The 23,562-nt window shown below is 74.0% G+C and carries 17 protein-coding genes; 14 read left to right on the top strand and 3 right to left on the bottom strand.

The genetic code is table 11. The annotated features are described in order from the left end of the window. The 10 genes from LPA54_RS30010 to LPA54_RS30055 all read left to right on the top strand — a co-directional run. Positions 1 to 4,310 (top strand): HAMP domain-containing protein (locus tag LPA54_RS30010; protein WP_228983695.1); only part of this gene is annotated, 4,310 nt, incomplete at its 5' end. Between the two features lie 244 nt (positions 4,311 to 4,554). After that, positions 4,555 to 5,226 (top strand): two-component system response regulator, encoded by a 672-nt coding sequence (locus LPA54_RS30015; protein WP_228983698.1) that lies wholly within the window; start codon positions 4,555 to 4,557, stop codon positions 5,224 to 5,226. A gap of 303 nt (positions 5,227 to 5,529) precedes the next feature. After that, entirely contained in the window at positions 5,530 to 8,364 is a 2,835-nt protein-coding gene (locus LPA54_RS30020; protein ID WP_228983700.1) for a DNA translocase FtsK, read from the top strand. Positions 8,365 to 8,580: 216 nt separating this feature from the next. Then, complete coding sequence (locus LPA54_RS30025) at positions 8,581 to 9,420, top strand: helix-turn-helix domain-containing protein (RefSeq protein ID WP_228983703.1); 840 nt, start codon at positions 8,581 to 8,583, stop codon at positions 9,418 to 9,420. A gap of 227 nt (positions 9,421 to 9,647) precedes the next feature. Continuing rightward, a complete protein-coding gene (rimO, locus tag LPA54_RS30030) occupies positions 9,648 to 11,156 on the top strand; it encodes a 30S ribosomal protein S12 methylthiotransferase RimO (protein WP_228983705.1) in 1,509 nt (502 codons plus the stop codon). Next, complete coding sequence (gene pgsA, locus LPA54_RS30035) at positions 11,153 to 12,007, top strand: CDP-diacylglycerol--glycerol-3-phosphate 3-phosphatidyltransferase (protein WP_228983706.1); 855 nt, start codon at positions 11,153 to 11,155, stop codon at positions 12,005 to 12,007. Before rimO ends, pgsA begins: the two co-directional genes overlap by 4 nt. An 86-nt stretch (positions 12,008 to 12,093) precedes the next feature. Next, on the top strand, positions 12,094 to 12,597 hold the full coding sequence (locus tag LPA54_RS30040) for a CinA family protein (RefSeq protein WP_228983708.1): 504 nt from the start codon (positions 12,094 to 12,096) through the stop codon (positions 12,595 to 12,597). 109 nt (positions 12,598 to 12,706) lie between these two features. Further along, positions 12,707 to 13,090, top strand: coding sequence for a helix-turn-helix domain-containing protein (locus LPA54_RS30045; RefSeq protein WP_019889909.1), 384 nt, complete (start codon positions 12,707 to 12,709; stop codon positions 13,088 to 13,090). Between the two features lie 170 nt (positions 13,091 to 13,260). Next, entirely contained in the window at positions 13,261 to 13,731 is a 471-nt protein-coding gene (locus LPA54_RS30050; RefSeq protein ID WP_228983713.1) for a Dps family protein, read from the top strand. A gap of 184 nt (positions 13,732 to 13,915) precedes the next feature. Beyond that, positions 13,916 to 14,389 (top strand): hypothetical protein, encoded by a 474-nt coding sequence (locus LPA54_RS30055; RefSeq protein ID WP_228983753.1) that lies wholly within the window; start codon positions 13,916 to 13,918, stop codon positions 14,387 to 14,389. 85 nt (positions 14,390 to 14,474) lie between these two features. Here LPA54_RS30055 and LPA54_RS30060 read toward each other — a convergent pair whose 3' ends face one another. After that, positions 14,475 to 15,281, bottom strand: a complete 807-nt coding sequence (locus LPA54_RS30060; RefSeq protein ID WP_228983714.1) for a DNA-formamidopyrimidine glycosylase family protein — start codon at positions 15,279 to 15,281, stop codon at positions 14,475 to 14,477. Between the two features lie 28 nt (positions 15,282 to 15,309). Further along, positions 15,310 to 19,959 carry a DEAD/DEAH box helicase gene (locus LPA54_RS30065; protein ID WP_228983715.1) on the bottom strand — a complete coding sequence of 1,550 codons (4,650 nt, stop codon included), beginning with the start codon at positions 19,957 to 19,959 and terminating at the stop codon, positions 15,310 to 15,312. Between the two features lie 108 nt (positions 19,960 to 20,067). Here LPA54_RS30065 and LPA54_RS30070 point away from each other — a divergent pair, with 108 nt between their 5' ends. The 3 genes from LPA54_RS30070 to LPA54_RS30080 all read left to right on the top strand — a co-directional run bounded on the left by LPA54_RS30070 (position 20,068) and on the right by LPA54_RS30080 (position 22,080). Then, positions 20,068 to 20,940: an AraC family transcriptional regulator gene (locus LPA54_RS30070; RefSeq protein WP_228983717.1), complete on the top strand. Its 873-nt coding sequence runs from the start codon at positions 20,068 to 20,070 to the stop codon at positions 20,938 to 20,940. A gap of 106 nt (positions 20,941 to 21,046) precedes the next feature. Then, entirely contained in the window at positions 21,047 to 21,766 is a 720-nt protein-coding gene (locus tag LPA54_RS30075; RefSeq protein WP_228983746.1) for an AzlC family ABC transporter permease, read from the top strand. Further along, positions 21,763 to 22,080, top strand: coding sequence for an AzlD domain-containing protein (locus tag LPA54_RS30080; RefSeq protein ID WP_228983718.1), 318 nt, complete (start codon positions 21,763 to 21,765; stop codon positions 22,078 to 22,080). The genes LPA54_RS30075 and LPA54_RS30080 overlap by 4 nt, the downstream gene beginning before the upstream one ends. A gap of 162 nt (positions 22,081 to 22,242) precedes the next feature. On the opposite strand, the gene LPA54_RS30085 is transcribed toward LPA54_RS30080, so the two are convergent. Then, positions 22,243 to 23,157 (bottom strand): hypothetical protein, encoded by a 915-nt coding sequence (locus tag LPA54_RS30085; protein WP_228983721.1) that lies wholly within the window; start codon positions 23,155 to 23,157, stop codon positions 22,243 to 22,245. A gap of 91 nt (positions 23,158 to 23,248) precedes the next feature. Between LPA54_RS30085 and LPA54_RS30090 the strand changes: the two genes are divergently transcribed. Next, positions 23,249 to 23,443 carry a DUF3046 domain-containing protein gene (locus LPA54_RS30090; RefSeq protein ID WP_228983722.1) on the top strand — a complete coding sequence of 65 codons (195 nt, stop codon included), beginning with the start codon at positions 23,249 to 23,251 and terminating at the stop codon, positions 23,441 to 23,443. Positions 23,444 to 23,562 lie beyond the last annotated feature (119 nt).

Genomic DNA, 23,562 nt, shown 5'->3' on the forward strand with positions numbered 1-23,562 from the left:
TGACGGGTCAGGTGCGGGACATCGCGCAGGTCACCACGGCGGTGGCCAACGGCGACCTGTCGCAGAAGGTCACCGTGGACGTGGCCGGCGAGATGCTGGAGCTGAAGAACACCGTCAACACCATGGTCGACCAGCTCTCCGCGTTCGGCTCCGAGGTGACGCGGGTCGCGCGGGAGGTCGGTGTCGAGGGGCGGCTCGGCGGTCAGGCCGGGGTGCCGGGTGCGGCGGGCACGTGGAAGGACCTGACGGATTCGGTCAACACGGCGTTCCGGAACCTGACGGGTCAGGTGCGGGACATCGCGCAGGTCACCACGGCGGTGGCCAACGGCGACCTGTCGCAGAAGGTCACCGTGGACGTGGCCGGCGAGATGCTGGAGCTGAAGAACACCGTCAACACCATGGTGGCGCAGCTGTCGTCGTTCGCCGACCAGGTGACGCGGATGGCGCGGGACGTGGGCACCGAGGGCCGGCTGGGCGGTCAGGCGCGGGTCGACGGGGTGTCCGGTACCTGGAAGGAGCTGACGGACTCCGTCAACTTCATGGCCGGCAACCTCACCTCGCAGGTGCGGCAGATCGCCCAGGTGACGACGGCCGTGGCGCGCGGTGACCTGTCGCAGAAGATCGACGTGGACGCCCGCGGCGAGATCCTGGAGTTGAAGAACACCATCAACACGATGGTCGACCAGCTCTCCGCCTTCGCCGAGCAGGTGACCCGGGTGGCCCGCGAGGTGGGCACGGAGGGGCGGCTGGGCGGTCAGGCGCAGGTCCCGGGCGTCGCCGGGGTGTGGCGGGACCTGACGGACTCCGTGAACAGCATGGCCGGGAACCTCACCGCGCAGGTGCGCAACATCGCGCAGGTGGCCACCGCGGTCGCCCGCGGCGACCTGTCGCAGAAGATCGACGTGGACGCCCGCGGCGAGATCCAGGAGCTGAAGAACACCCTCAACACGATGGTGGACCAGCTGTCGAACTTCGCCGAGCAGGTCACGCGCGTCGCCCGTGAGGTGGGTACCGAGGGCATCCTCGGCGGCCAGGCCGAGGTGCAGGGCGTCTCCGGCACCTGGAAGGACCTGACGCAGTCCGTCAACTTCATGGCGAGCAACCTGACCTCGCAGGTGCGCCAGATCGCACAGGTGACGACCGCCGTCGCCAAGGGCGACCTGTCGAAGAAGATCACGGTCGACGCGCGGGGCGAGATCCTCGACCTCGTCACCACCGTCAACACGATGGTCGACCAGCTGTCGAACTTCGCCGACGAGGTGACGCGGGTGGCCCGCGAGGTGGGCACCGAGGGCATCCTCGGCGGTCAGGCCCGGGTGCGGGGCGTCACCGGCATCTGGAAGGACCTCAGCGACAACGTCAACGTGATGGCGAACAACCTCACCTCGCAGGTGCGGAACATCTCGCGGGTCTCGTCGGCGGTCGCCAACGGCGACCTGACGAAGAAGGTGACCGTCGAGGCGCGCGGCGAGGTCGCCGAGCTGGCCGACACGGTCAACACGATGGTGACGACGCTGTCGTCGTTCGCCGACGAGGTGACCCGCGTCGCCCGCGAGGTGGGCACCGAGGGCGAGCTGGGCGGCCAGGCGCGGGTGCCCGGTGTCTCCGGCACCTGGAAGGACCTCACCGAGTCGGTGAACTCGATGGCGTCGAACCTCACGGGCCAGGTGCGGCAGATCGCCGCCGTCACCACCGCCATCGCCAAGGGCGACCTCACCAAGAAGATCGACATCGACGCGCGGGGCGAGATCCAGGAGCTGAAGAACACCATCAACACGATGGTCGACCAGCTGTCGTCCTTCGCCGAGGAGGTCACCCGCGTCGCCCGCGAGGTGGGCACCGAGGGGATCCTCGGCGGCCAGGCCCGCGTCCGCGACGTCGACGGCACGTGGCGCGACCTGACCGAGTCGGTGAACGAGATGGCCGGCAACCTCACCCGGCAGGTGCGCGCCATCGCGGCCGTCGCCACCGCGGTGACCCGCGGCGACCTCAACCTGAAGATCGACGTGGACGCCTCCGGTGAGATCCAAGTCCTCCAGGACAACATCAACACCATGATCGCCAACCTGCGCGACACCACCCTCGCCAACGAGGAGCAGGACTGGCTGAAGGGCAACCTCGCCCGTATCTCCGGTCTGATGCAGGGCCGCCGGGACCTCGACGACGTCGCCTCGCTGATCATGAGCGAGCTGACGCCGGTCGTCTCGGCGCAGCACGGCGCGTTCTTCCTGGCCGTACCCACGGGCGGCGGCGCGGTCGAGCCGGGCGGCGTCGACGACAGCGCGTACGAGCTGCGGATGCGGGCGAGCTACGGCTACTCCGCCGGGTCCATGCCGACGTCGTTCCGGCCGGGCGAGACGCTGATCGGGACGGCCGCCGAGGAGAAGCGGACCATCCAGGTCAACGTGCCGCCGGGGTACCTGAAGATTTCGTCGGGGCTCGGCGAGGCGGCGCCCGCGCACGTGATCGTGCTGCCGGTGCTGTTCGAGGGGAAGGTCCTCGGCGTGATCGAGCTGGCGTCGTTCCAGCCGTTCACGCAGATCCAGCGGGACTTCCTCAACCAGATCGCCGAGATGATCGCGACGAGCGTCAACACCATCAGCGTGAACAGCAAGACCGAGGTGCTGCTGAAGCAGTCGCAGGAGCTCACCGAGCAGCTGCGCGAGCGGTCCGCCGAGCTGGAGAACCGGCAGAAGGCGCTGCAGGACTCCAACGCCGAGCTGGAGGAGAAGGCCGAGCTGCTGGCCCAGCAGAACCGCGACATCGAGGTGAAGAACACCGAGATCGAGGAGGCCCGGCAGGTGCTGGAGGAGCGGGCCGAGCAGCTCGCCGTCTCCATGCGCTACAAGTCCGAGTTCCTCGCGAACATGTCGCACGAGCTGCGCACCCCGCTCAACTCGCTGCTGATCCTCGCCAAGCTGCTCGCCGACAACGCCGCCGGCAACCTCTCGCCGAAGCAGGTGGAGTTCGCCGAGACCATCCACGGCGCGGGCTCCGACCTGCTCCAGCTGATCAACGACATCCTCGACCTGTCGAAGGTCGAGGCGGGCAAGATGGACGTCAGCCCGACGCGGATCGCGCTGGTGCAGCTGGTCGACTACGTCGAGGCGACGTTCCGCCCGCTGACCGCCGAGAAGGGCCTCGACTTCTCCGTACGGGTCTCCCCCGAGCTGCCCGCGACGCTCCACACCGACGAGCAGCGGCTGCTCCAGGTGCTGCGCAACCTGCTGTCCAACGCCGTGAAGTTCACCGACACGGGCGCGGTGGAGCTGGTGATCCGGCCGGCGAAGGCCGACGTGCCGACCTCGATCCGGGAGCAGCTGCTGGAGGCGGGTTCGCTGCGCGACCCGGACGCGGACCTGATCGCCTTCTCGGTCACCGACACCGGCATCGGCATCGCCGCCGGCAAGATGCGCGTCATCTTCGAGGCGTTCAAGCAGGCGGACGGCACGACGAGCCGCAAGTACGGCGGTACCGGCCTCGGCCTGTCCATCAGCCGGGAGATCGCCCGGCTGCTGGGCGGCGAGATCCACGCGGCGAGCGAGCCGGGCCGCGGCTCGACGTTCACCCTGTACCTGCCGCTCCACGTCAACGAGCTGCCCCCGCACGGGTACGGGCCGGGGCAGGAGGCCGACGCGGGGTCCGCCGAGGAGGCCGCGTACGACGGGGCGGGCGGTACCGGCGGGGCCGGCGGGGCGTCCGCGCCGTCGCCCGCGTCGGCGCCGATGGCGCCGCCGGCCGGGGGAGCGGTGGCCGGCGGGGCCGGGGAGGCGCGGCCGGCCGGGTCGGGCGCGCTGTTCCGCCACCGCCGCAAGGCGCCCGCCGCCGCGGAGTCCCGGCCCGCCCTGCCCGGCCAGGCCGGCCAGCCGGGCGCCCGGGGGGCGGAGACGCCCGGCGGGCAGGAGGGGCAGGCGCCGCGCCGCACCTTCCGGTTCGACGGCGAGAAGGTCCTGATCGTCGACGACGACATCCGCAACGTCTTCGCGCTGACCAGCGTGCTGGAGCAGCACGGCCTGTCGGTGCTGTACGCGGAGAACGGCCGGGAGGGCATCGAGGTGCTGGAGCAGCACGACGACGCGGCGGTCGTCCTGATGGACATCATGATGCCCGAGCTGGACGGCTACGCCACGACGACGGCGATCCGCAGGATGCCGCAGTTCGCCGGGCTGCCGATCATCGCGCTGACGGCGAAGGCGATGAAGGGCGACCGGGAGAAGGCGATCGAGTCGGGAGCCTCGGACTACGTGACGAAGCCCGTCGACCCGGACCACCTGCTGTCCGTCATGGACCAGTGGATGAACGGTAAATGATCGAATATTGAATAAGTTTTCATAACGTGCCGTCGGGTCATGGTCGGAAGCGTGTGGGAGGCCGGTTTCCGGGGAACTTTCTGGTCTCCCACCGCGTTTCCGGTACGTGCACAGTGACATCGCGGTGACAGGGTGTGGCGACGGGCGGGGTGCGGCTACGATGACCGGCACAAGGACGGACGGCACAAGGGAGTCGTCCCCTGGGGCGGCGCCCGGCCAACTGCCGGGACGAGGAGGACGGGCCATGGTGCAGAAGGCCAAGATCCTCCTGGTCGATGACCGGCCGGAGAATCTGCTGGCGCTGGAGGCCATCCTCTCCGCGCTCGATCAGACGCTGGTGCGGGCATCGTCAGGGGAGGAAGCGCTCAAGGCGCTGCTGACGGACGACTTCGCGGTCATCCTGCTGGATGTCCAGATGCCGGGGATGGACGGTTTCGAGACCGCCGCGCACATCAAGCGCCGCGAACGCACCCGCGACATCCCGATCATCTTCCTGACCGCCATCAACCACGGCCCCCACCACACCTTCCGGGGCTACGCCGCGGGCGCGGTGGACTACATCTCCAAGCCGTTCGACCCGTGGGTCCTGCGGGCCAAGGTCTCCGTCTTCGTCGAGCTGTACATGAAGAACTGTCAGCTCCGCGAGCAGGCCGCGCTCCTGCGCCTCCAGCTGGAGGGGAGCGGCGGTCAGGCGGGCGTCGCCGCCAAGGAGTCCGCGGGCCTCCTCGCCGAACTGTCCGCGCGGCTCGCCGCCGTCGAGGAGCAGGCCGAGGCGCTCTCCAAACAGCTGGACGACGAGTCCGCGGACGCCGCGGCCGTCGCCACAGCCGCCCACCTGGAGCGGAAGCTGACAGGGCTCCGCCGGGCACTGGACGCCCTGGAGCCCGGTACGCCCGGCGGCGGCCTCCCCGGCTGACCCGCCGGGGGCCTTCCGCCTCCGCTCCGCTCCACCACGGATCCGGCCCCGGGCCTCCTCCCGGTCGGCCGCCGCCCACGGCCCTGCGGGTCGGTCCCGGACCAGGCCCCGTGCCTCCTGCCGGTCGGCCGCCGTCGACCGCCCGCTTGCTCGGTCGGTCGGCCCGCTCCCGGCGGTGGCGGCAGCCGCTCCCCGCGCGCCGCCCTGAGGGTGCGTCAGCACGGTGACTCCACCGGTGCGACACGAACGGGTGAAGCGGGTGGACGCGTGTTCCTCGCCCCCCACACCGGTAACCTCACCCCCATGGCCTCACGTACGTCCGGCAAGGGCTCCCAGGGCACGGCGGGCACCGCGAAGCCGCGCGCCGGCCGTACCACGGGCGCCGCGCAGAAGGCGGTCCCCGGCAAGCCGCCCGCCAGGAAGACCGCCGCCAAGCCGCCCGCGCGCAAGGGCGCGGTGAAGAAGGCCCCCGCCCGCAAGGCCCCCGCGAAGAAGGCGGCGGCCAGGACCGCGCCGTCCCCCACCGGAGGCGTCTACCGCCTCGTGCGCGCCCTGTGGCTCGGTCTGGCCCACGCCGTCGGCGCCATGTTCCGGGGCATAGGGCGCGGCGCCAAGGGGCTCGACCCCGCCCACCGCAAGGACGGGCTCGCCCTGCTGCTGCTCGGCCTCGCGCTGATCGTCGCCGCCGGCACCTGGGCCGGCCTGCACGGGCCGGTCGGCGACCTCGTCGACATGCTCGTCACCGGCGCGTTCGGCCGGCTCGACCTGCTCGTACCGCTGCTCGTCGGCACCATGGCGGTCCGGCTGATCCTGCACCCGGAGCGGCCCGAGGCGAACGGCCGCATCGTCATCGGCCTCTCCGCCCTCGTCGTCGGCGTCCTCGGCCAGGTCCACATCGCCTGCGGCTCCCCGGGCCGCGACGCGGGCGCCCAGGCCCTCCAGGACGCGGGCGGCCTCATCGGCTGGGCCGCGTCCAAGCCGCTGGTCTTCATGATGGGCGAGGTCCTCGCCGTCCCCCTCCTCGTGCTCCTCACCGTCTTCGGGCTGCTCGTCGTCACGGCGACGCCCGTCAACGCCATCCCGCGCCGGCTCAGGGCGCTCGGCGAGCGGCTGGGCGTCATCGAGCCGTACCAGGAGTGGGGCGAGGACGACCGGCGGTACGACGAGCAGTGGCGCGAGGGACTGCCGGAGGGCCCCACGCGCCGCCGCGCCGCCGGCCCGCGCGGGCCCGCCGATACCGACCCGGACCTCGCCGAGGAGGAGGCGCTCGCCCGGCGCGGCAGGACGCGCGGCCGCAGGTCGCCCGCCGCCCGGTCCGGGTTCGACCGGCCGCGGGACGCCGTCGACCTCGCCGCGGCGGCCGCCGCCGACCTCGACGGCGCCGTCCTGAACGGCATGCCGCCCTCGCCCCTCGTCGCCGACCTCACCCGGGACGTCACCACCGACCGCGACCCCGCCCGCACCGGCCACGACACCGGCGGGTCCGGCCGCGGCCGGACCCGCGACAGTGCCGCCGCGCCCGCCGCCGCACCCCCCGCGCGCGAGGACGCCGGCGCCGCCGGGGAGGGCGCCGGGCTCGTACCGGACCTCACCAAGCCCGTGCCCGTGCGCGAGGCGTCCGACGTCATGCCCGCACGGGTCGAGCAGCTCCAGCTCGCCGGGGACATCACGTACGCCCTGCCCGCGCTCGACCTGCTGGAGCGCGGCGGGCCCGGCAAGACGCGCACCGCCGCCAACGACGCCATCGCCGCGTCGCTGCGGAACGTCTTCTCCGAGTTCAAGGTCGACGCGGACGTCACCGGCTTCACCCGGGGCCCGACGGTCACCCGCTACGAGGTGGAGCTCGGCCCCGCCGTCAAGGTCGAGCGGATCACCGCGCTGACCAAGAACATCGCGTACGCCGTGGCCAGCCCCGACGTGCGGATCATCTCCCCGATCCCCGGCAAGTCCGCCGTCGGCATCGAGATCCCCAACACCGACCGCGAGATGGTCAAGCTCGGCGACGTGCTGCGGCTCGCGGACGCCGCCGAGGACGACCACCCGATGCTCGTGGCGCTCGGCAAGGACGTCGAGGGCGGCTACGTGATGGCCAACCTCGCGAAGATGCCGCACGTCCTGGTCGCCGGAGCCACCGGCTCGGGCAAGTCCTCCTGCATCAACTGCCTGATCACCTCGGTGATGATAAGGGCGACCCCCGAGGACGTGCGGATGGTGCTCGTCGACCCCAAGCGGGTCGAACTCACCGCCTACGAGGGCATCCCGCACCTCATCACGCCGATCATCACCAACCCCAAGCGGGCCGCCGAGGCGCTCCAGTGGGTCGTGCGCGAGATGGACCTGCGCTACGACGACCTCGCCGCCTTCGGCTACCGGCACATCGACGACTTCAACGCCGCGGTGCGCAGCGGCAAGCTCACCACGCCCCCCGGCAGCGAACGGGAGCTCCAGCCCTACCCGTACCTGCTCGTCATCGTCGACGAGCTGGCGGACCTGATGATGGTCGCGCCGCGTGACGTCGAGGACGCCATCGTCCGCATCACCCAGCTGGCCCGCGCCGCCGGCATCCACCTGGTGCTCGCCACCCAGCGGCCCTCCGTCGACGTCGTCACCGGTCTGATCAAGGCGAACGTCCCCTCCCGCCTCGCCTTCGCGACCTCCTCGCTCGCCGACAGCCGGGTCATCCTCGACCAGCCGGGTGCCGAGAAGCTGATCGGCAAGGGCGACGGCCTCTTCCTGCCGATGGGCGCGAACAAGCCGGTCCGCCTCCAGGGCGCCTTCGTCACCGAGGACGAGGTGGCGGCCGTCGTACGCCACTGCAAGGACCAGATGGCGCCGGTCTTCCGGGACGACGTCACGACCGGCAGCAAGCAGAAGAAGGAGATCGACGAGGAGATCGGTGACGACCTGGACCTGCTGTGCCAGGCGGCCGAACTGGTCGTGTCGACCCAGTTCGGCTCGACGTCGATGCTCCAGCGCAAGCTGCGCGTCGGCTTCGCCAAGGCCGGCCGGCTGATGGACCTGATGGAGTCGCGGAACATCGTCGGACCCAGCGAGGGGTCCAAGGCACGGGACGTTCTGGTGAAACCGGACGACCTGGACGGTGTACTGGCCTCCATCCGCGGTGAGACCGGCTCATGAGCCCGACCGTGTCTCACCCGTAAGAGAACCGTGAGCAACCGTTTCCCCCGGCCGCACGTCAAGTTGAGGGAACTGGCGGACAATGTGAGTCCCCGCATCCCGGGGCGACGGCCATTCCGATGGCGTACAAACGGCGCCCGCCCGGTTGCTCCACCCTTTCGCACCACCCATAGACTGAACCTCCAGCAGGTGGTTACACGCTCGAAAGGCGCTCTCGTGTCCATCGGCAACGCCCCCGACGGCAACTCACCCGAAGACGACCGCCCCTCGCCCCCCGCGAGTGACGGGCCATCGATCGGCCGCACGCTCCACCAGGCCCGCGTCGACGCCGGCCTGACCGTCGAAGAGGTCAGCAACTCCACACGGGTGCGCGTCCCCATCGTGCACGCCATCGAGGAGGACGACTTCTCGCGCTGCGGCGGCGACGTCTACGCCCGCGGACACGTGCGCACGCTCGCACGGGCCGTCGGGCTGGACCCGTCCGCCCTGGTCGCGCAGTACGACGCGGAGCACGGCGGCCGCCCCGCCCCCACCCCCGCCGGCCCCATGTTCGAGGCGGAGCGGATCCGCCCCGAGCGGCGCCGGCCCAACTGGACCGCCGCCATGGTCGCCGCGATCGTCGCGGTGGTCGGGTTCGTCGGCTTCACCCTCTTCAGCCGCGGCGACGCCGGCAACGGCACCCAGAACGTCGCGGAGGGCCCGGCCCCGTCCCGCTCCGCCACCCAGGCCCCCAAGCCGGTCAAGCCCAAGCCGACGCCGGCCGCCTCCGACAGCGCGATCGCGGCCGTCCCCCGGGACAAGGTCACGGTCAAGCTCACCGCCGTCGACGACAAGAGCTGGATCTCGGCGAAGGCCCGGGACGGCAAGCTGCTCTTCGACGGGCTGCTCCTGAAGGGCGACACCAAGACCTTCCAGGACGACGAGCGGCTCGACCTGATCCTCGGCAACGCCGGGGCGATCGAGCTCTTCGTCAACGGCAAGAAGGTCGAGGACGAGTTCGCCGCCGGCCAGGTCGAGCGGCTGTCCTACAGCAAGGGCGACCCGCAGGTCGGCTGAGCCCGCGGCCGCCCCGCCCGGACCCTTCCGGTCCGGACCCCTCGGTCCCGGGCCGCGCCCGCGCCCCGGAGCCGCCGCCCCGGGCCCTCGCGGCCCCCGGACGCGACCCGTCGCAGGCCCCGCCCCCACCCCCGGCCACCGGGGGCGGGGGCGGGGCCTGCGGTGGTCGGGAGGGGGCCCGGACCTGTGCGCGGGAGGGGCTCCGGGGACGAAGTAGTCTTGAGCCCATGCCCGAACGCCGTACCGTCGCCCTTGTCACTCTTGGCTGCGCCCGTAACGAGGTGGACTCGGAGGAGCTCGCAGGCCGCCTGGCAGCGGACGGCTGGCAGCTCGTCGAGGACGCCGCGAACGCCGATGTCGCCGTCGTCAACACCTGCGGCTTCGTCGAGGCCGCGAAGAAGGACTCCGTCGACGCCCTCCTCGAAGCGAACGACCTGAAGGACCACGGCAGGACCCAGGCCGTCGTCGCCGTCGGCTGCATGGCCGAGCGGTACGGCAAGGAGCTCGCCGAGGCCCTGCCCGAGGCCGACGGCGTGCTCGGCTTCGACGACTACGCCGACATCTCCGACCGCCTCCAGACCATCCTCAGCGGCGGCTCCCACGCCTCCCACACCCCCCGCGACCGGCGCAAGCTGCTGCCGCTCAGCCCCGTGGAGCGCCAGAGCGCCGCCACGGCCGTCGCCCTGCCCGGCCACGGCGCCGAGCCCCTCACCGAGGCGCCCGGGGTGTCCGAGGCCCCCGCCGACCTGCCCGAGGGCCTCGCGCCCGCGTCCGGTCCGCGCGCGCCGCTGCGCCGGCGCCTGGACACCAGCCCCGTCGCCTCCGTGAAGCTGGCCTCCGGCTGCGACCGCCGCTGCTCGTTCTGCGCGATCCCCTCGTTCCGCGGCTCCTTCGTCTCCCGCCGCCCCGGCGACGTGCTGGGCGAGACCCGCTGGCTCGCCGAGCAGGGCGTCAAGGAGGTCATGCTGGTCTCCGAGAACAACACCTCGTACGGCAAGGACCTCGGCGACATCCGCCTCCTGGAGACGCTGCTGCCGGAGCTCGCCGCCGTCGACGGCATCGAGCGGGTCCGCGTCAGCTACCTCCAGCCGGCCGAGATGCGCCCGGGCCTCATCGACGTGCTGACCTCCACCGACAAGGTCGTGCCGTACTTCGACCTGTCGTTCCAGCACTCCGCCCCCGCCGTGCTGCGCGCCATGCGGCGCTTCGGCGACACCGACCGGTTCCTGGAGCTGCTGGACACCATCCGCGGCAAGGCCCCGCAGGCGGGCGTGCGGTCCAACTTCATCGTCGGCTTCCCCGGCGAGAGCGAGGCCGACTTCGCCGAGCTGGAGCGCTTCCTCGTCCACGCACGCCTGGACGCCATCGGCGTCTTCGGCTACTCCGACGAGGACGGCACCGAGGCCGCGACGTACGACGCCAAGCTGGACCAGGAGGTCGTGGACGAGCGCCTCGCCCACCTGTCCCGGCTCGCCGAGGAGCTCACCGCCCAGCGCGCGGAGGAGCGGATCGGAGAGACCCTGGAGGTACTGGTCGAGTCGGTCCAGACGGTCGACCTCGACGACGACGAGTACGCCGCGGCCGGCCGCGCGGCGCACCAGGCGCCCGAGACGGACGGCCAGGTGCTCTTCGCCCGGGGCGACGGGCTCGCCGTGGGCCGTATGGTCAAGGCCGAGGTCGTCGGCACGGAAGGCGTCGACCTGGTGGCCGAGGTAATCGAGGAGGCGGGCAGATGACCGGAGTCCCGGCGTCCGCCGCAGGCGGCTCGGGGAGGAGGGCGCCCGGCGGGAAGCTGGGAGCGGCGGCCGTCAACCAGGCAAGCCTGTGGAACATCGCCAACATCCTGACCATGATCCGACTGGTCCTCGTCCCGGCGTTCGTGGTGCTGCTGTTCCAGGACGGCGGGTACGACCCGGCCTGGCGCGCCTGGGCCTGGGCGGCGTTCGCCGTCGCCATGATCACGGACATCTTCGACGGCCACCTGGCCCGCACGTACGACCTCGTCACGGACTTCGGGAAGATCGCCGACCCGATCGCGGACAAGGCGATCATGGCGGCCGGGCTCATCTGCCTGTCCGCCCTCGGCGACCTGCCCTGGTGGGTGACCGGGGTGATCCTCTTCCGCGAGCTGGGCATCACCCTGCTGCGGTTCTGGGTCATCCGGCACGGCGTCATCCCGGCCAGCCGCGGCGGCAAGATGAAGACGCTGGCCCAGGGCACCGCCGTGGGCATGTACGTGCTGGCGCTCACCGGTCCGCTGGCCACCCTCCGCTGGTGGGTGATGGCCCTCGCCGTCGCCCTCACCGTGGTGACGGGACTCGACTACGTACGCCAGGCCGTCGTACTGCGGCGCCGGGGACTCGCCGCCGAGCGCGCCCTCGCGAGCGCCGCGGCCGCGGATCCGGCGGGCCCGTCGGGTCCGGGGGCGCCCGCGGCATCGGCGCCCGCGGTGCCGGGCGGGCCCGCGACCGAGGCGCCGGGCGGTCCCGCCGCGCCCGCCGGTCCCGCCGTGGGTCCGGCCGCGTCCGCGGACCCCGCCGCGCCCGCCGGGCCTGCCGCGTCGAGTGCCCCGGAGCCGCCCAGGTGAGACGGGCGGTACGCGAGGAAGGGGCGGCACGGGCCGCGGCCGGACGTCCGGCCGGCGGCCCGGGGGCGGAGTGCGCGGCGGCGCGCGTGCTGGATCTGCTCGCCGAGCGTGACGAGACACTCGCGGTGGCGGAATCACTCACGGGTGGTCTTGTCGCCGCCGGACTGACGGCCGTGCCCGGTGCCTCCCGCGCCTTCCGCGGGTCCGTCACGGCGTACGCCACCCCGCTGAAGCGGGACCTGCTGGGCGTGGACGCCGGGCTGCTGGAGCGGCGCGGCGCGGTCGACGCGGACGTGGCGCTGCAGATGGCACGGGGTGTCCGCAGCCGGCTGGGCGCCGGGTGGGGGGCCGCGACGACAGGTGTGGCGGGCCCGGAACCGCAGGACGGACAGCCCGTGGGCACGGTGTTCGTCGCCGTCTGGGGGCCACCCGGGAGCGGCGCCGCGAGCGGGAAAGTGGCCGCACTGCGGTTGAACGGCGACCGGACGGAAATCCGTAGGGAGAGCGTACGGAGCGTGCTGGAGCTCCTCATGGGCGAACTCTCGGAGAATGCGCGGGCAAAGGATACGGAACAGAACGGGGAGAATTGATGTTTGCAGCCCTGAGTGAACACGACATCGCTCCCCGCACGGCCGCAGCACGAGGCGGTACGGTGGGGCGTGAAGGATGCGGCTACGCGGTCCGAGGAGGGAGCCACCGATGATTCTGCTCCGTCGCCTGCTGGGTGACGTGCTGCGTCGGCAGCGCCAGCGCCAGGGCCGTACTCTGCGCGAAGTCTCCTCGTCCGCCCGAGTATCGCTCGGCTATCTTTCCGAGGTGGAGCGGGGGCAGAAGGAGGCTTCCTCCGAGCTGCTCTCCGCTATCTGCGACGCGCTGGACGTACGGATGTCCGAGCTCATGCGAGAAGTGAGCGACGAGCTGTCGCTGGCGGAGCTGGCGGAATCGGCAGCGGCCAGTGAGCCGGTGCCCGCGCCAGTACGCCCGATGCTCAATTCTGTGTCCGTGACGTCGGTGGCGGGTGTGCCGACGGAGCGGGTGACCATCAAGGCACCCGCCGAGGCGGTCGACGTCGTCGCCGCCTGACCCCCGATCCCGCCCCGGACCAGTCCGGATTCGCAGGATCGACGTTTGAAGCCAGGCCCTGGTCGGTACCCGCGTACTGACCGGGGCTTTCGCTTTGCATCCTTTGCAGCGAATGCCTGTTTTGTGCACTGTGTGTCATGGTGAACGTGCGCACGGAATGGAGGATTGGCATGGCTGTCGTCAAGAGTTCGCTGTCCGAGGCCGACCGCAAGGTGGTCGGTGAGGCCCTGCAGGGCGCGCTGGTGGACCTCGTCGACCTGTCGCTGGTCGCGAAGCAGGTCCACTGGAACGTCGTCGGCCCCCGTTTCCGGTCGATCCACCTGCAGCTGGACGAGGTCGTGACGGCCGCGCGGACGCACTCCGACGTCATGGCCGAACGCGCCTCCGCCCTCGGCATCAACCCCGACGGCCGGGCCGCCACCGTCGCCTCGGGCAGCGCCATCGCGACCGTTCCGACCGGCTGGATCCAGGACGGCGACGCCGTGCGGATCCTGGTGGACGCGCTCGTCACCGTCATCGAGCGCATGCGTGAGCGCGTCGCGGTGACCGAGGAGCCCGACCCGGTGACCCAGGACCTGCTGATCGGACTGACCGGCGAGCTCGAGAAGCACGCGTGGATGTTCCAGGCCGAGAACGCCTGATGCGTGCCACCAGGGCAGGGAGCCGTCCCGACGCGGGCACCCCGGGCGTGACGCCCGGGGTGCCGCGCCGAGGGGCCGCGGCACCGCGGGCGGGGCTCCGGGCGCCGGACGCGCCGGTGATCGCTCCGGTGCGCCCTGCCGCCTGGTGATCGGCCCGGTCTAGCGTCGACCGGAGGAGGCGGCCATGGTAGGGCGACGGGTCCCGCTGCCGGCGCTCGTGTCGGCTCTCGTACTGGGCGGGCTGTGGTGGTGGGCCGTGCTGCGCCTGGCGCTCGTACCCGAACAGGCCGGGATCGTCGAACAGGCCGCCGCCGCGAGCGGCTGGGGCCTGAGCCTGCTCCCCGTGCACGTCACCGGCGCTCCGGGGCCCGCCCGCGGGGCCGGCCGGCGCCCCCGGTGGCGGACCCTCGTGCGCGAGTCGTTCCCCGAGGCCCTGCGCGGCCTCGTGTGGGACGTCGTACGGGCCGTCGGCCGGGGCGGGCCGCGCAAGCCCCGCGCGGGGCACGGGGAGTACGCGGAGCACGGGGAGGACGCGGAGCACGGTGACCGCGCGGGGGCGCTGGAGTGCCGCGCCGCGCGCGAGGAGCGGACCAGCGCCCGCGGTGAGGGCGTGGAAGGGCCCGGCGAATGGCGTGGCGGGCCCGCGGGCGGCGGGTAGCGAACGGCGGACCCTGGAACAGGCGGTGGCGCCGCGTCAGGGTCGTGTGGCGCCGCGTCAGCAGTCGGCGGTCGCCGGCGCCCCGTCAGTCGGTGGGCGCGGGCCCGGTCTGGCAGCCGGGGCACCAGTAGGACACCCGGTCGCGGGGGTCGTCGTCCGCACCGTGCTTGCGGATCGGGGTGCCGCACCGGTAGCAGGACCGGCGCAGCCGACCGTAGACGTACAGGCGGCGGTCGGGGCGGTCACCCGGCATGGTGCGGCGGTCGAAGCGGTGCTTGTTCGCCTCCAGGAGGCGGTGCGCCGTGGCGACGAGCCGCTCGGGCACGCCGGGCCCCAGCTCGCCGACGGGCAGCCACGGCGTCACCCGCGCCAGGAAGGCGAGCTCGCACTTGTAGACGTTGCCGATGCCGGCGAGATTGCGCTGGTCGAGCAGGGCCTCGCCGAGCGGGCGGGCCAGATCGGCGACGACGCGGCGCACCGCCTCCTCGAAGTCCCAGTCCGGGCCCAGCAGATCCGGTCCGAGGTGGCCGACGACGGACGGCTCGTCGACCGTCCGCAGCAGGTCCAGCACCGGCAGCCGGTACCCGACGGCGGTCCGCTCCGCGGTGCCCAGGACCGCCCGGATCTGGTGGTCGGGGCCGCCGCGCCAGCGCTCACCCGCCGCGAACAGCCGCCAGGAGCCGTCCATCCGCAGGTGCGAGTGGAGCGTCAGACCACCCTCGATCCGCGCCAGCAGGTGCTTCCCGCGCGGCGTGACGTCGATGACCACCCGCCCCGCCAGGTCCACCGTCGCGAGCTTCGGCACCCGCAGGTCGGAGCGGGTCAGGAGGTGGCCGGCGAGGGCGCCGTGGAGCCGGTGGGCGGTGAGCCAGATCGTGTCTCCTTCGGGCATGGGTCCATGATGCTCGGGCTCGGCGGGTCTACGCCCGCAGGCGCAGTCCTCTCGGCGTCGCGTGGAAGCCCGCGGCCTCCAGGGCGCGGGAGAACGGCGAGGTCAGGGCCGCGGTGCCGTTGATCCGCTCCACCGTGACCGTGCCCAGCGCGCCGGCCCGGGCCGCCGCCGCGAGCTCACCCGCCGCGGCCTGGAGGGCGGGGGCGTCCGGGTCGGCGGCCCATGACAGCAGCGTCTTGCCGCCGCGCTCCACGTACAGCGTCAGCTCGCCGTCGACCAGCACCACCAGGGAGCCGGCCTTGCGGCCCGGTTTGTGCGAGGCCCCGGCCGGCGGCTCGGGCCACGGCAGGGCGGCGCCGTACGCGTTGGCCGGGTCGGCGGCGGCGAGGACCACCGCCTGCGGGTCGGCGGTGCCGTCGGCGCGGTCCCGGGCCGTCGCGGCGGCCCGCAGCCTGTCCACGGCCCCGTCCATCGCGAACTGCGCGGCACCCAGCCCCTCCACGACGTACCCGCGCCGTGCCTGGCCGCTGTCCTCGAACGCGGACAGGACGCGGTAGGTGGCGGAGAAGCCTCCCTCGACGCCCTCGGCGGCCACCGCTCCGCGCGTGACGACGCCGTGCCGGTCGAGCAGCGTGCGCGCCAGGGCGTGCGCGCGGTGCGTGGGGTCGGGCTCGGCGGGCGGCAGCAGGGACCAGCGGCCACTCACCGTGGGCGGACCGGAGCGCGACGCGGGCCGCGCCGCCGCCGTGAGCGTGCCGTACCGGCCGCGGGGGACCGGGCGCCGCGCGCGGTGCGCGGTGGAGCCCGCCGTGCGGCCCGAGCCGAGCATGGCGCGCAGGGGGGCCAGGGTGTCGTTGGTCAGCCGCCCCGACCAGGCCAGGTCCCACACGGCGTCGGCGAGGGCCGGGTCCGTCGCCTCCGGGTGGGTGGTGGCGCGGACCTGGTCGGCGATCTGGCGGAAGAACAACCCGTACCCGCCGGACAGGGCCGTCAGCACCGACTCGTGCAGGGCGGTGGTCTCCAGCGGGTGGGGCGCGGGGAGGAGCAGGGGCGCGGCGTCGGCGAGGTACAGCGACACCCAGCCGTCCTTGCCGGGCAGGGAGCCCGCTCCCGCCCAGAGGACCTCTCCGGTGGTCGTCAGCTCGTCGAGGAGCGCGGGGGTGTAGCCGCGGACGCGGGAGGGCAGGACCAGCCGCTCCAGCGCCGAGGCGGGCACCGGGGCGCCCTGCAGCTGCTCCACCGCGCGGGCGAGCCCGTCGAGGCCGCGCAGGCTGCTGCCGCCCACGTGCTGCCACTGGGGCAGGAACGTGGCGAGGGCGGCGGGCGGGACCGGTTCCAGCTCCTGGCGCAGCGCGGCCAGGGAGCGGCGCCGCAGCCGGCGCAGGACGGTCGCGTCGCACCACTCCTGGCCGATGCCGGAGGGGTGGAACTCGCCCTGGACGACGCGGCCGCCCGCGGCGAGCCGGTGCAGGGCGCCGTCCGTGACGGCCGTGCCGAGACCGAACCGGGCGGCGGCGTCGGCGGAGGTGAACGGGCCGTGGGTGCGGGCGAAGCGCGCCAGGAGGTCGCCCAGCGGGTCCTTCACCGGTTCGGTGAACGCCTCGGGGACACCCACCGGCAGAGCCGTGCCCAGCGCGTCGCGCAGCCGGCCCGCGTCCTCGACGGCGGCCCAGTGGTCGGCGCCCGCGATCCGCACGCGGATCGCCCGGCGGGTCGCGGCGAGCTCGGCCGCCCACGCCGGGTCGGCGCCCCGCTCGGCCAGCTCGCCGTCCGTGAGCGGGCCCAGCACGCGCAGCGCGTCCGCGACCGCCTCGGCGTCCTTGAGCCGCCGGTCGTCCGTGCGCCACCGCAGCTCCCGCTCCAGCTCGGCCAGCACCTCGGGGTCGAGCAGCTCGCGCAGCTCCGCCTGGCCCAGCAGCTCCGACAGCAGCCGCGAGTCCAGCGACAGCGCGGCGGCGCGGCGCTCGGCGAGCGGCGAGTCCCCCTCGTACAGGAACTGCGCCACGTACCCGAAGAGGAGCGAGCGGGCGAACGGCGACGGCTCCGGCGTGGTCACCTCCACCAGCCGCACGCGCCGCGCCTCCAGGTCGCCCATCAGCTCCTGGAGGCCCGGCACGTCGAACACGTCCTGCAGGCACTCGCGGACGGCCTCCAGGACGATGGGGAAGGAGCCGAACTCGCTCGCCACCTCCAGCAGTTGCGCCGCCCGCTGGCGCTGCTGCCACAGGGGCGTGCGCCGACCCGGCGTACGCCGGGGCAGCAGCAGCGCGCGGGCCGCGCACTCCCGGAAGCGGGAGGCGAACAGCGCCGAACCGCCCACCTGTTCGGTGACGATCCGGTCGACCTCGCCGCGGTCGAAGACGACGTCGGCGGCGCCGACGGGCGACTGCTCGCTGTCGTACTCCGGGCCGCCGCCCGGTGCGGCGGGCGCGGCCGGGTCGTCGTCCAGGAAGTCCAGACCCATCAGGTCGGCGTCCGGCAGGCGCAGCACGATGCCGTCGTCGGCGTGCATGACCTGCGCGTCCATGCCGTACCGCTCGGCGAGGCGGGCGCCGAGCGCGAGCGCCCACGGGGCGTGCACCTGCGCCCCGAACGGCGAGTGCACGACGACGCGCCAGTCGCCCAGCTCGTCGCGGAACCGCTCGACGAGGATCGTCCGGTCGTCCGGGACGTGCCCGCACGCGCGGCGCTGCTCGTCGAGGTACGCGAGGACGTTCTCCGCGGCCCACGCGTCGAGCCCGGCGGCGACCAGCCGCAGTCGGGCGTCCTCCGGCGGCAGGGCGCCGATCTCGCGCAGGAACGCCCCGAGGGCCCGGCCCAGTTCGAGCGGGCGGCCCAGCTGGTCGCCCTTCCAGAACGGCAACCGGCCCGGCACGCCCGGCGCGGGCGAGACCAGCACCCGGTCGCGGGTGATGTCCTCGATCCGCCACGACGACGTGCCGAGCGTGAACACGTCGCCGACGCGCGACTCGTACACCATCTCCTCGTCGAGCTCGCCGACCCGGCCGCCGCCCCGCTTGGGGTCGGCGCCGGCCAGGAACACCCCGAACAGGCCCCGGTCGGGAATGGTGCCGCCGGAGGTGACCGCGAGCCGCTGGGCGCCGGGCCGCCCGGTGATCGCGCCGGTGATCCGGTCCCACACCACGCGCGGCCGCAGCTCCGCGAACGCGTCCGACGGGTAGCGGCCGGCGAGCATGTCCAGGACGGCCGTGAACGCCGACTCGGGCAGCGAGGCGAACGGGGCGGCCCGCCGGACCAGGGCCAGCAGGTCGTCGTAGCTCCACGTGTCCAGCGCGACCATCGCGACCAGCTGCTGGGCGAGCACGTCCAGCGGATTGGCGGGGACCCGCAGCGACTCGATGGCGCCCTGGCGCATCCGCTCCGTGACCACTGCCGACTGCACCAGGTCGCCCCGGTACTTGGGGAACACCACGCCCCGCGACACGGCGCCCACCTGGTGCCCGGCCCGGCCCACGCGCTGCAGCCCCGACGCGACCGACGGCGGCGACTCGACCTGGACGACGAGGTCCACCGCGCCCATGTCGATGCCCAGCTCCAGACTGGACGTCGCCACCACGGCCGGCAGCCGGCCCGCCTTCAGGTCCTCCTCGACCAGTGCCCGCTGCTCTTTGGAGACCGAGCCGTGGTGCGCCCGCGCCAGCAGCGGGGGAGCGCCCTTGGCGGCACCCGACTGGGCCATCAGCTCCGCGGGGGAGGCGTCGGCCGGCAGCGGCTCGCCCGTCGCCCGCTCGTAGGCGATCTCGTTGAGCCGGTTGCACAGGCGCTCCGCGAGCCGCCGGGAGTTGGCGAAGACGATCGTCGAGCGGTGCGCCTGGACCAGGTCCGCGATCCGCTCCTCCACGTGCGGCCAGATCGACGCCTTCTCGGCGGGCCCGCCCCCGCCCCCGCCGCCGTCTGCGGCGGGGGCGCCGCCGAGCTCGCCGAGGTCCTCGACGGGCACCACCACGGACAGGTCGAACTCCTTGCCCGAAGGGGGCTGCACCACCTCGACCCGCCGCTGCGGCGAGAGGAACCGCGCCACCTCGTCCACCGGCCGGACCGTCGCCGACAGGCCGATGCGGCGCGCGGGGCGGGGCAGGAGCCCGTCCAGCCGCTCCAGGGAGAGCGCGAGGTGGGCGCCGCGCTTGGTGCCCGCGACGGCGTGCACCTCGTCGAGGATGACCGTCTCCACGCCCGCCAGCGCGTCCCTGGCGGCCGAGGTCAGCATGAGGAAGAGCGACTCGGGCGTGGTGATCAGGATGTCCGGCGGGCGCGTCGCCAACGAGCGCCGCTCGGCGGCCGGTGTGTCGCCGGAGCGGATGCCGACCCGCACCTGCGGCTCCGGCATCCCCAGCCGCACGGCCTCCTGCCGGATGCCCGTCAGCGGACTGCGGAGGTTGCGCTCGACGTCGACGGCGAGGGCCTTGAGCGGTGACATGTACAGCACGCGGCAGCGCTTCTTCGCGTCGGCGGGCGGCGGCTCCGACGCGAGCCGGTCCAGGGCCGCCAGGAACGCGGCGAGCGTCTTGCCCGAGCCGGTCGGCGCCACGACGAGCACGTTCGACCCGGCGCCGATCGCCCGCCAGGCCCCCTCCTGGGCGGGCGTGGGCGCGTCGAACGCCCCCGTGAACCAGCCGCGCGTCGCGGGGGAGAAGGAGTCGAGTGCGGTCCCGGCCATGCCCACCATCGTGCACCGCGCCACTGACAAAGACCGTGCGCCCGACGGACACGCAGGTCAGCGGGGGTGGGCGCGGCCCCCGGACGGAGCCCGACGCAGAATGGAGCCATGGGGAGCGACCCGGGCGGCGACCGGACCGACGAGTGGGCCAGGCACTGGCAGTACCCGGGCGTGCCCGGCCTGGACCTGCTGCGCGCCCGTTACGTCCGCCACTCCTTCTCCCGCCACAGCCACGAGGGGTACGTCCTCGGCGCGGTCCGCCGGGGCGTCGAGGACGTGGTGCTGCCGGACGGCACGATCCAGGCCCGACCCGGCACCGTCGTGATGATCAACCCGGAGGTGCCGCACTCCGCGCACGCCGGGGTCCCCGAAGGCTGGTCCTACGCCACGCTCTACCCCTCGTCGCACCTGGTGGCGGGCATCGCCGAGGAGGAGACCACCCTGCGCGGCACCGTCGCCTTCGCCGAGACGATCGTCGAGGACGAGAGCACCGCGCGGCTGGTCCGGGCCGTGCACCGGGCCGCCGAGGAGGGCAACGCCCTGGCCGCCGACACCGTGCTGCGCGTCGCCGTCGCCCGCCTCCTGCGCCGCCACGGCCGCAGCGCCCCGCCCCGCACGCCCGTCGTCGCCGGGGCCCGCGCGGCCGCCGCCGCGCGCGAGGCGCTCCTCGACCGGATGGCCGCGCCGCCCTCCCTGGAGCAGCTCGCCCGGGAGCTGGACACCAGCCCCTTCGCCCTGCTGCGCGCCTTCAAGGCGGCGTACGGGATGCCGCCCCACACGTGGCTCACCAACGCGCGCGTACGGGCCGCCCGCCGCCTGCTGGAGGCCGGCACGGCACCCGCCGCGGCGGCCGCGGCGGTCGGCTTCAGCGACCAGCCCCACCTGAACCGGCACTTCACCCGGATCGTCGGGGTGCCGCCCGGTGCGTACCAGCGTGAGCGCGCAAGAACGTACAAGACCGGCCGGGAGGGGCCGCCGTAGCGTCCGGGGCGTGGCAGAACGAGACACAGCAGCAGCACACCCCGCCGCGCCGCCCGGTCGGCCCGGCACGCCGTCCGCCGCTCCGCCCGCGGGGCCGAGCGGCGCGGTGGCGCCGGACGCGGCGGTGCCGGAGGCGGTGGAGCCGGCCGCGGCGGAGCCCGGCAGGGCCGTCGTGCGGGACTCCCTCGGCGTGGGCGTCGCCGTCGGCCTCTCCGGCTTCGCCTTCGGCGTGACCTCGGTCGGCGCCGGCCTGGACCTCCTCCAGACCTGCGCGCTCAGCCTGCTCGTCTTCACCGGCGCCTCGCAGTTCGCCCTCGTCGGCGCGCTCGCCGCCGGAGGCAACCCCTTCACCGCCGCCGCGGGAGCGTTCTTCCTCGGCACGCGCAACGCCTTCTACGGGTTGCGCCTCTCGCAATTGCTTGCGCTCCCGCGCGCGGTGCGCCCGTTCGCCGCGCACTGGGTGATCGACGAGACCGCCGCGGTCTCCCTGGCCCAGCCGGACCGCCGGACCGCGCGCGTCGGGTTCACGGTCACCGGCGTGACCCTCTACGTGCTGTGGAACCTCACCACCCTCCTCGGCGCGCTCGGCGCCGAGGCCATCGGCGACACGGCCGCCTGGGGCCTGGACGCGGCCGGGCCCGCCGTCTTCCTCGCCCTGCTCGCCCCGATGCTGCGCACGGCTACGGAGCGGGCCGTGGCCGGGCTCGCGGTCCTCCTCGGGCTCGGCTTCCTGCCGGTGCTGCCCGCCGGTGTGCCCGTGCTCGTGGCGGCGGCGGCCGCCCCCGTCGTGCTGTGGCTCAAGGGACGCGGGGAGGGCGGGCGGTGAGCGGGGCCGGGATCTGGATCGCGATCGGCCTGACGGCCGTCGGCTGCTATCTGCTCAAGCTCGGTGGCCTGCTGGTACCGGCCGAGACCCTGGAGCGTCCGCTGGTACGGCGCCTGTCGGCGCTGCTGCCGGTGGCCCTGCTCGCCGCGCTCACCGCCCAGCAGACGTTCGCCTCCGGGGGCGCCCTGGTCGTCGACGCCCGCGCGGCCGGCGTCGCGGCGGCCGCGCTGGCCCTGCTGCTGCGCGCGCCGTTCCTGGTGGTCGTCGCCGCGGCCGTCGTGGTGACGGCGGGGGCCCGGGCGCTGGGCGGCTGACCGCTCCGTACCGGGAGGCTGTCCCGGCCCCGCCGTTCCCGGCCCCGCTGCCCCGGGCCCCGCCGTCCCGCCGTCCCGGGCCCCCGCCGTGCCGGGCCCCCGCCGTCCCGGACCGCGCTCGCGGCCGGGTGCGGGGCAGGAGCCTGGCCGGTGCCGGGGCGGTCAGTCGATGGGGCGGCCGTGGGCCCGCAGCGTGCGCAGGGCCTCGATCGTGACGGCCGGGCGGGCTTCCAGGGCCGTACCGGGGGCCCACTGGCGCCAGGTGACCGGCCACCCCCCGTCCTCGTCCTGCAGGCCCGCCAGGTGGTCCAGGGAGCGGGCCATCTCCTCGTCGGTGAACCACGCCCGGGCCAGGGAGCCCGGCACGCGCGCGTAGTCGTGCGGGAAGTGGTGCTCGCCCGGCGCGTACCCGGGTGCCGTCGGGTAGGCGTCGGCGCGATCCGGCTCCAGCACCGCGAGCCGCCGCTCCCGCACCACGCGTCCGAGCCGGTCCGCCGCGGCCCCGGCCCGGGCCCGGTCCGGGACGCCATCGAGGAACGCCACGGCCGCCTCCACCTCGTACGGGTGGGACCGCCCCGCCTCGACGATCGACTCCACGGCCGCCCAGCAGAAGTCGGTCGCCCGGAACAGCCAGGCGTGCCACACCTGGTTGCGGTGGAGCAGCCCCACCACGGGCCCGGTGGCCAGCAGGTCGCTCGGCGGGTCGTCGACGACCGGGACGAACGGAGCGACGGGATAGCCCCGCACGGACGGGTGAACGGCCGGCAGCGCCCCGTCGTACGTCGACACGGAGGTCAGGTACCGGCAGACCCGCTCCACGCGCGTCCCGCCGCACCGGCCGATCGAGTCGAGGACCCGCAGCGCGTGGGCGGTGTGCAGCGGCTGGCTGACCGGTCCCCGTACGTCCGGCTCCAGGGCGTACCCGTAGCCGCCGTCGGCATTGGCGTACGGGGCGAGAGCGGTCTCGACGGCGTCGGCGCCCCCGCCGAGGAAGTGGTAGGCGAACCGGCGCTGTTCGAGGACGCGAGCCGTGAGCCAGATGAACCGCTCGGCCCGCGCAAGGGGAGTTTCAGCCATGTGTCGACCCATGTCCCGACCGTAGGGCGTGGACGGCTCCCGTCGGGTCCCGTGGGCCGGGCGGCACTCTCAGGAGCGCGATACTGGAGGCATGCGGTTGACGATTTTCTGGGAGCGGATGGCGGACCACTTCGGCGCGGCGTACGCCGAGTCGTTCGCCCGCGACCACGTGATGTCCGAACTGGGCGGCCGGACGGTGTACGGGGCGCTGGACGCCGGCTGGGAGGCGAAGGACGTGTGGCGGGCCGTCTGCGCGGCCGTCGACGTCCCGGCCGACAAGCGCTGACCGGAACCATCCGGTCCGCCGCGGCCGTCCCGGCCCGTCCCTCCGCTGGCCTCCGTCCTCCGTCCTCCGTCCTCCGTCCTCCGTCCTCCGTCCTCCGTCCTCCGTCCTGGTCCGCCACC

It is taken from the genome of Streptomyces sp. DH12 (assembly GCF_020873895.1).
Lineage (GTDB): Bacteria > Actinomycetota > Actinomycetes > Streptomycetales > Streptomycetaceae > Streptomyces.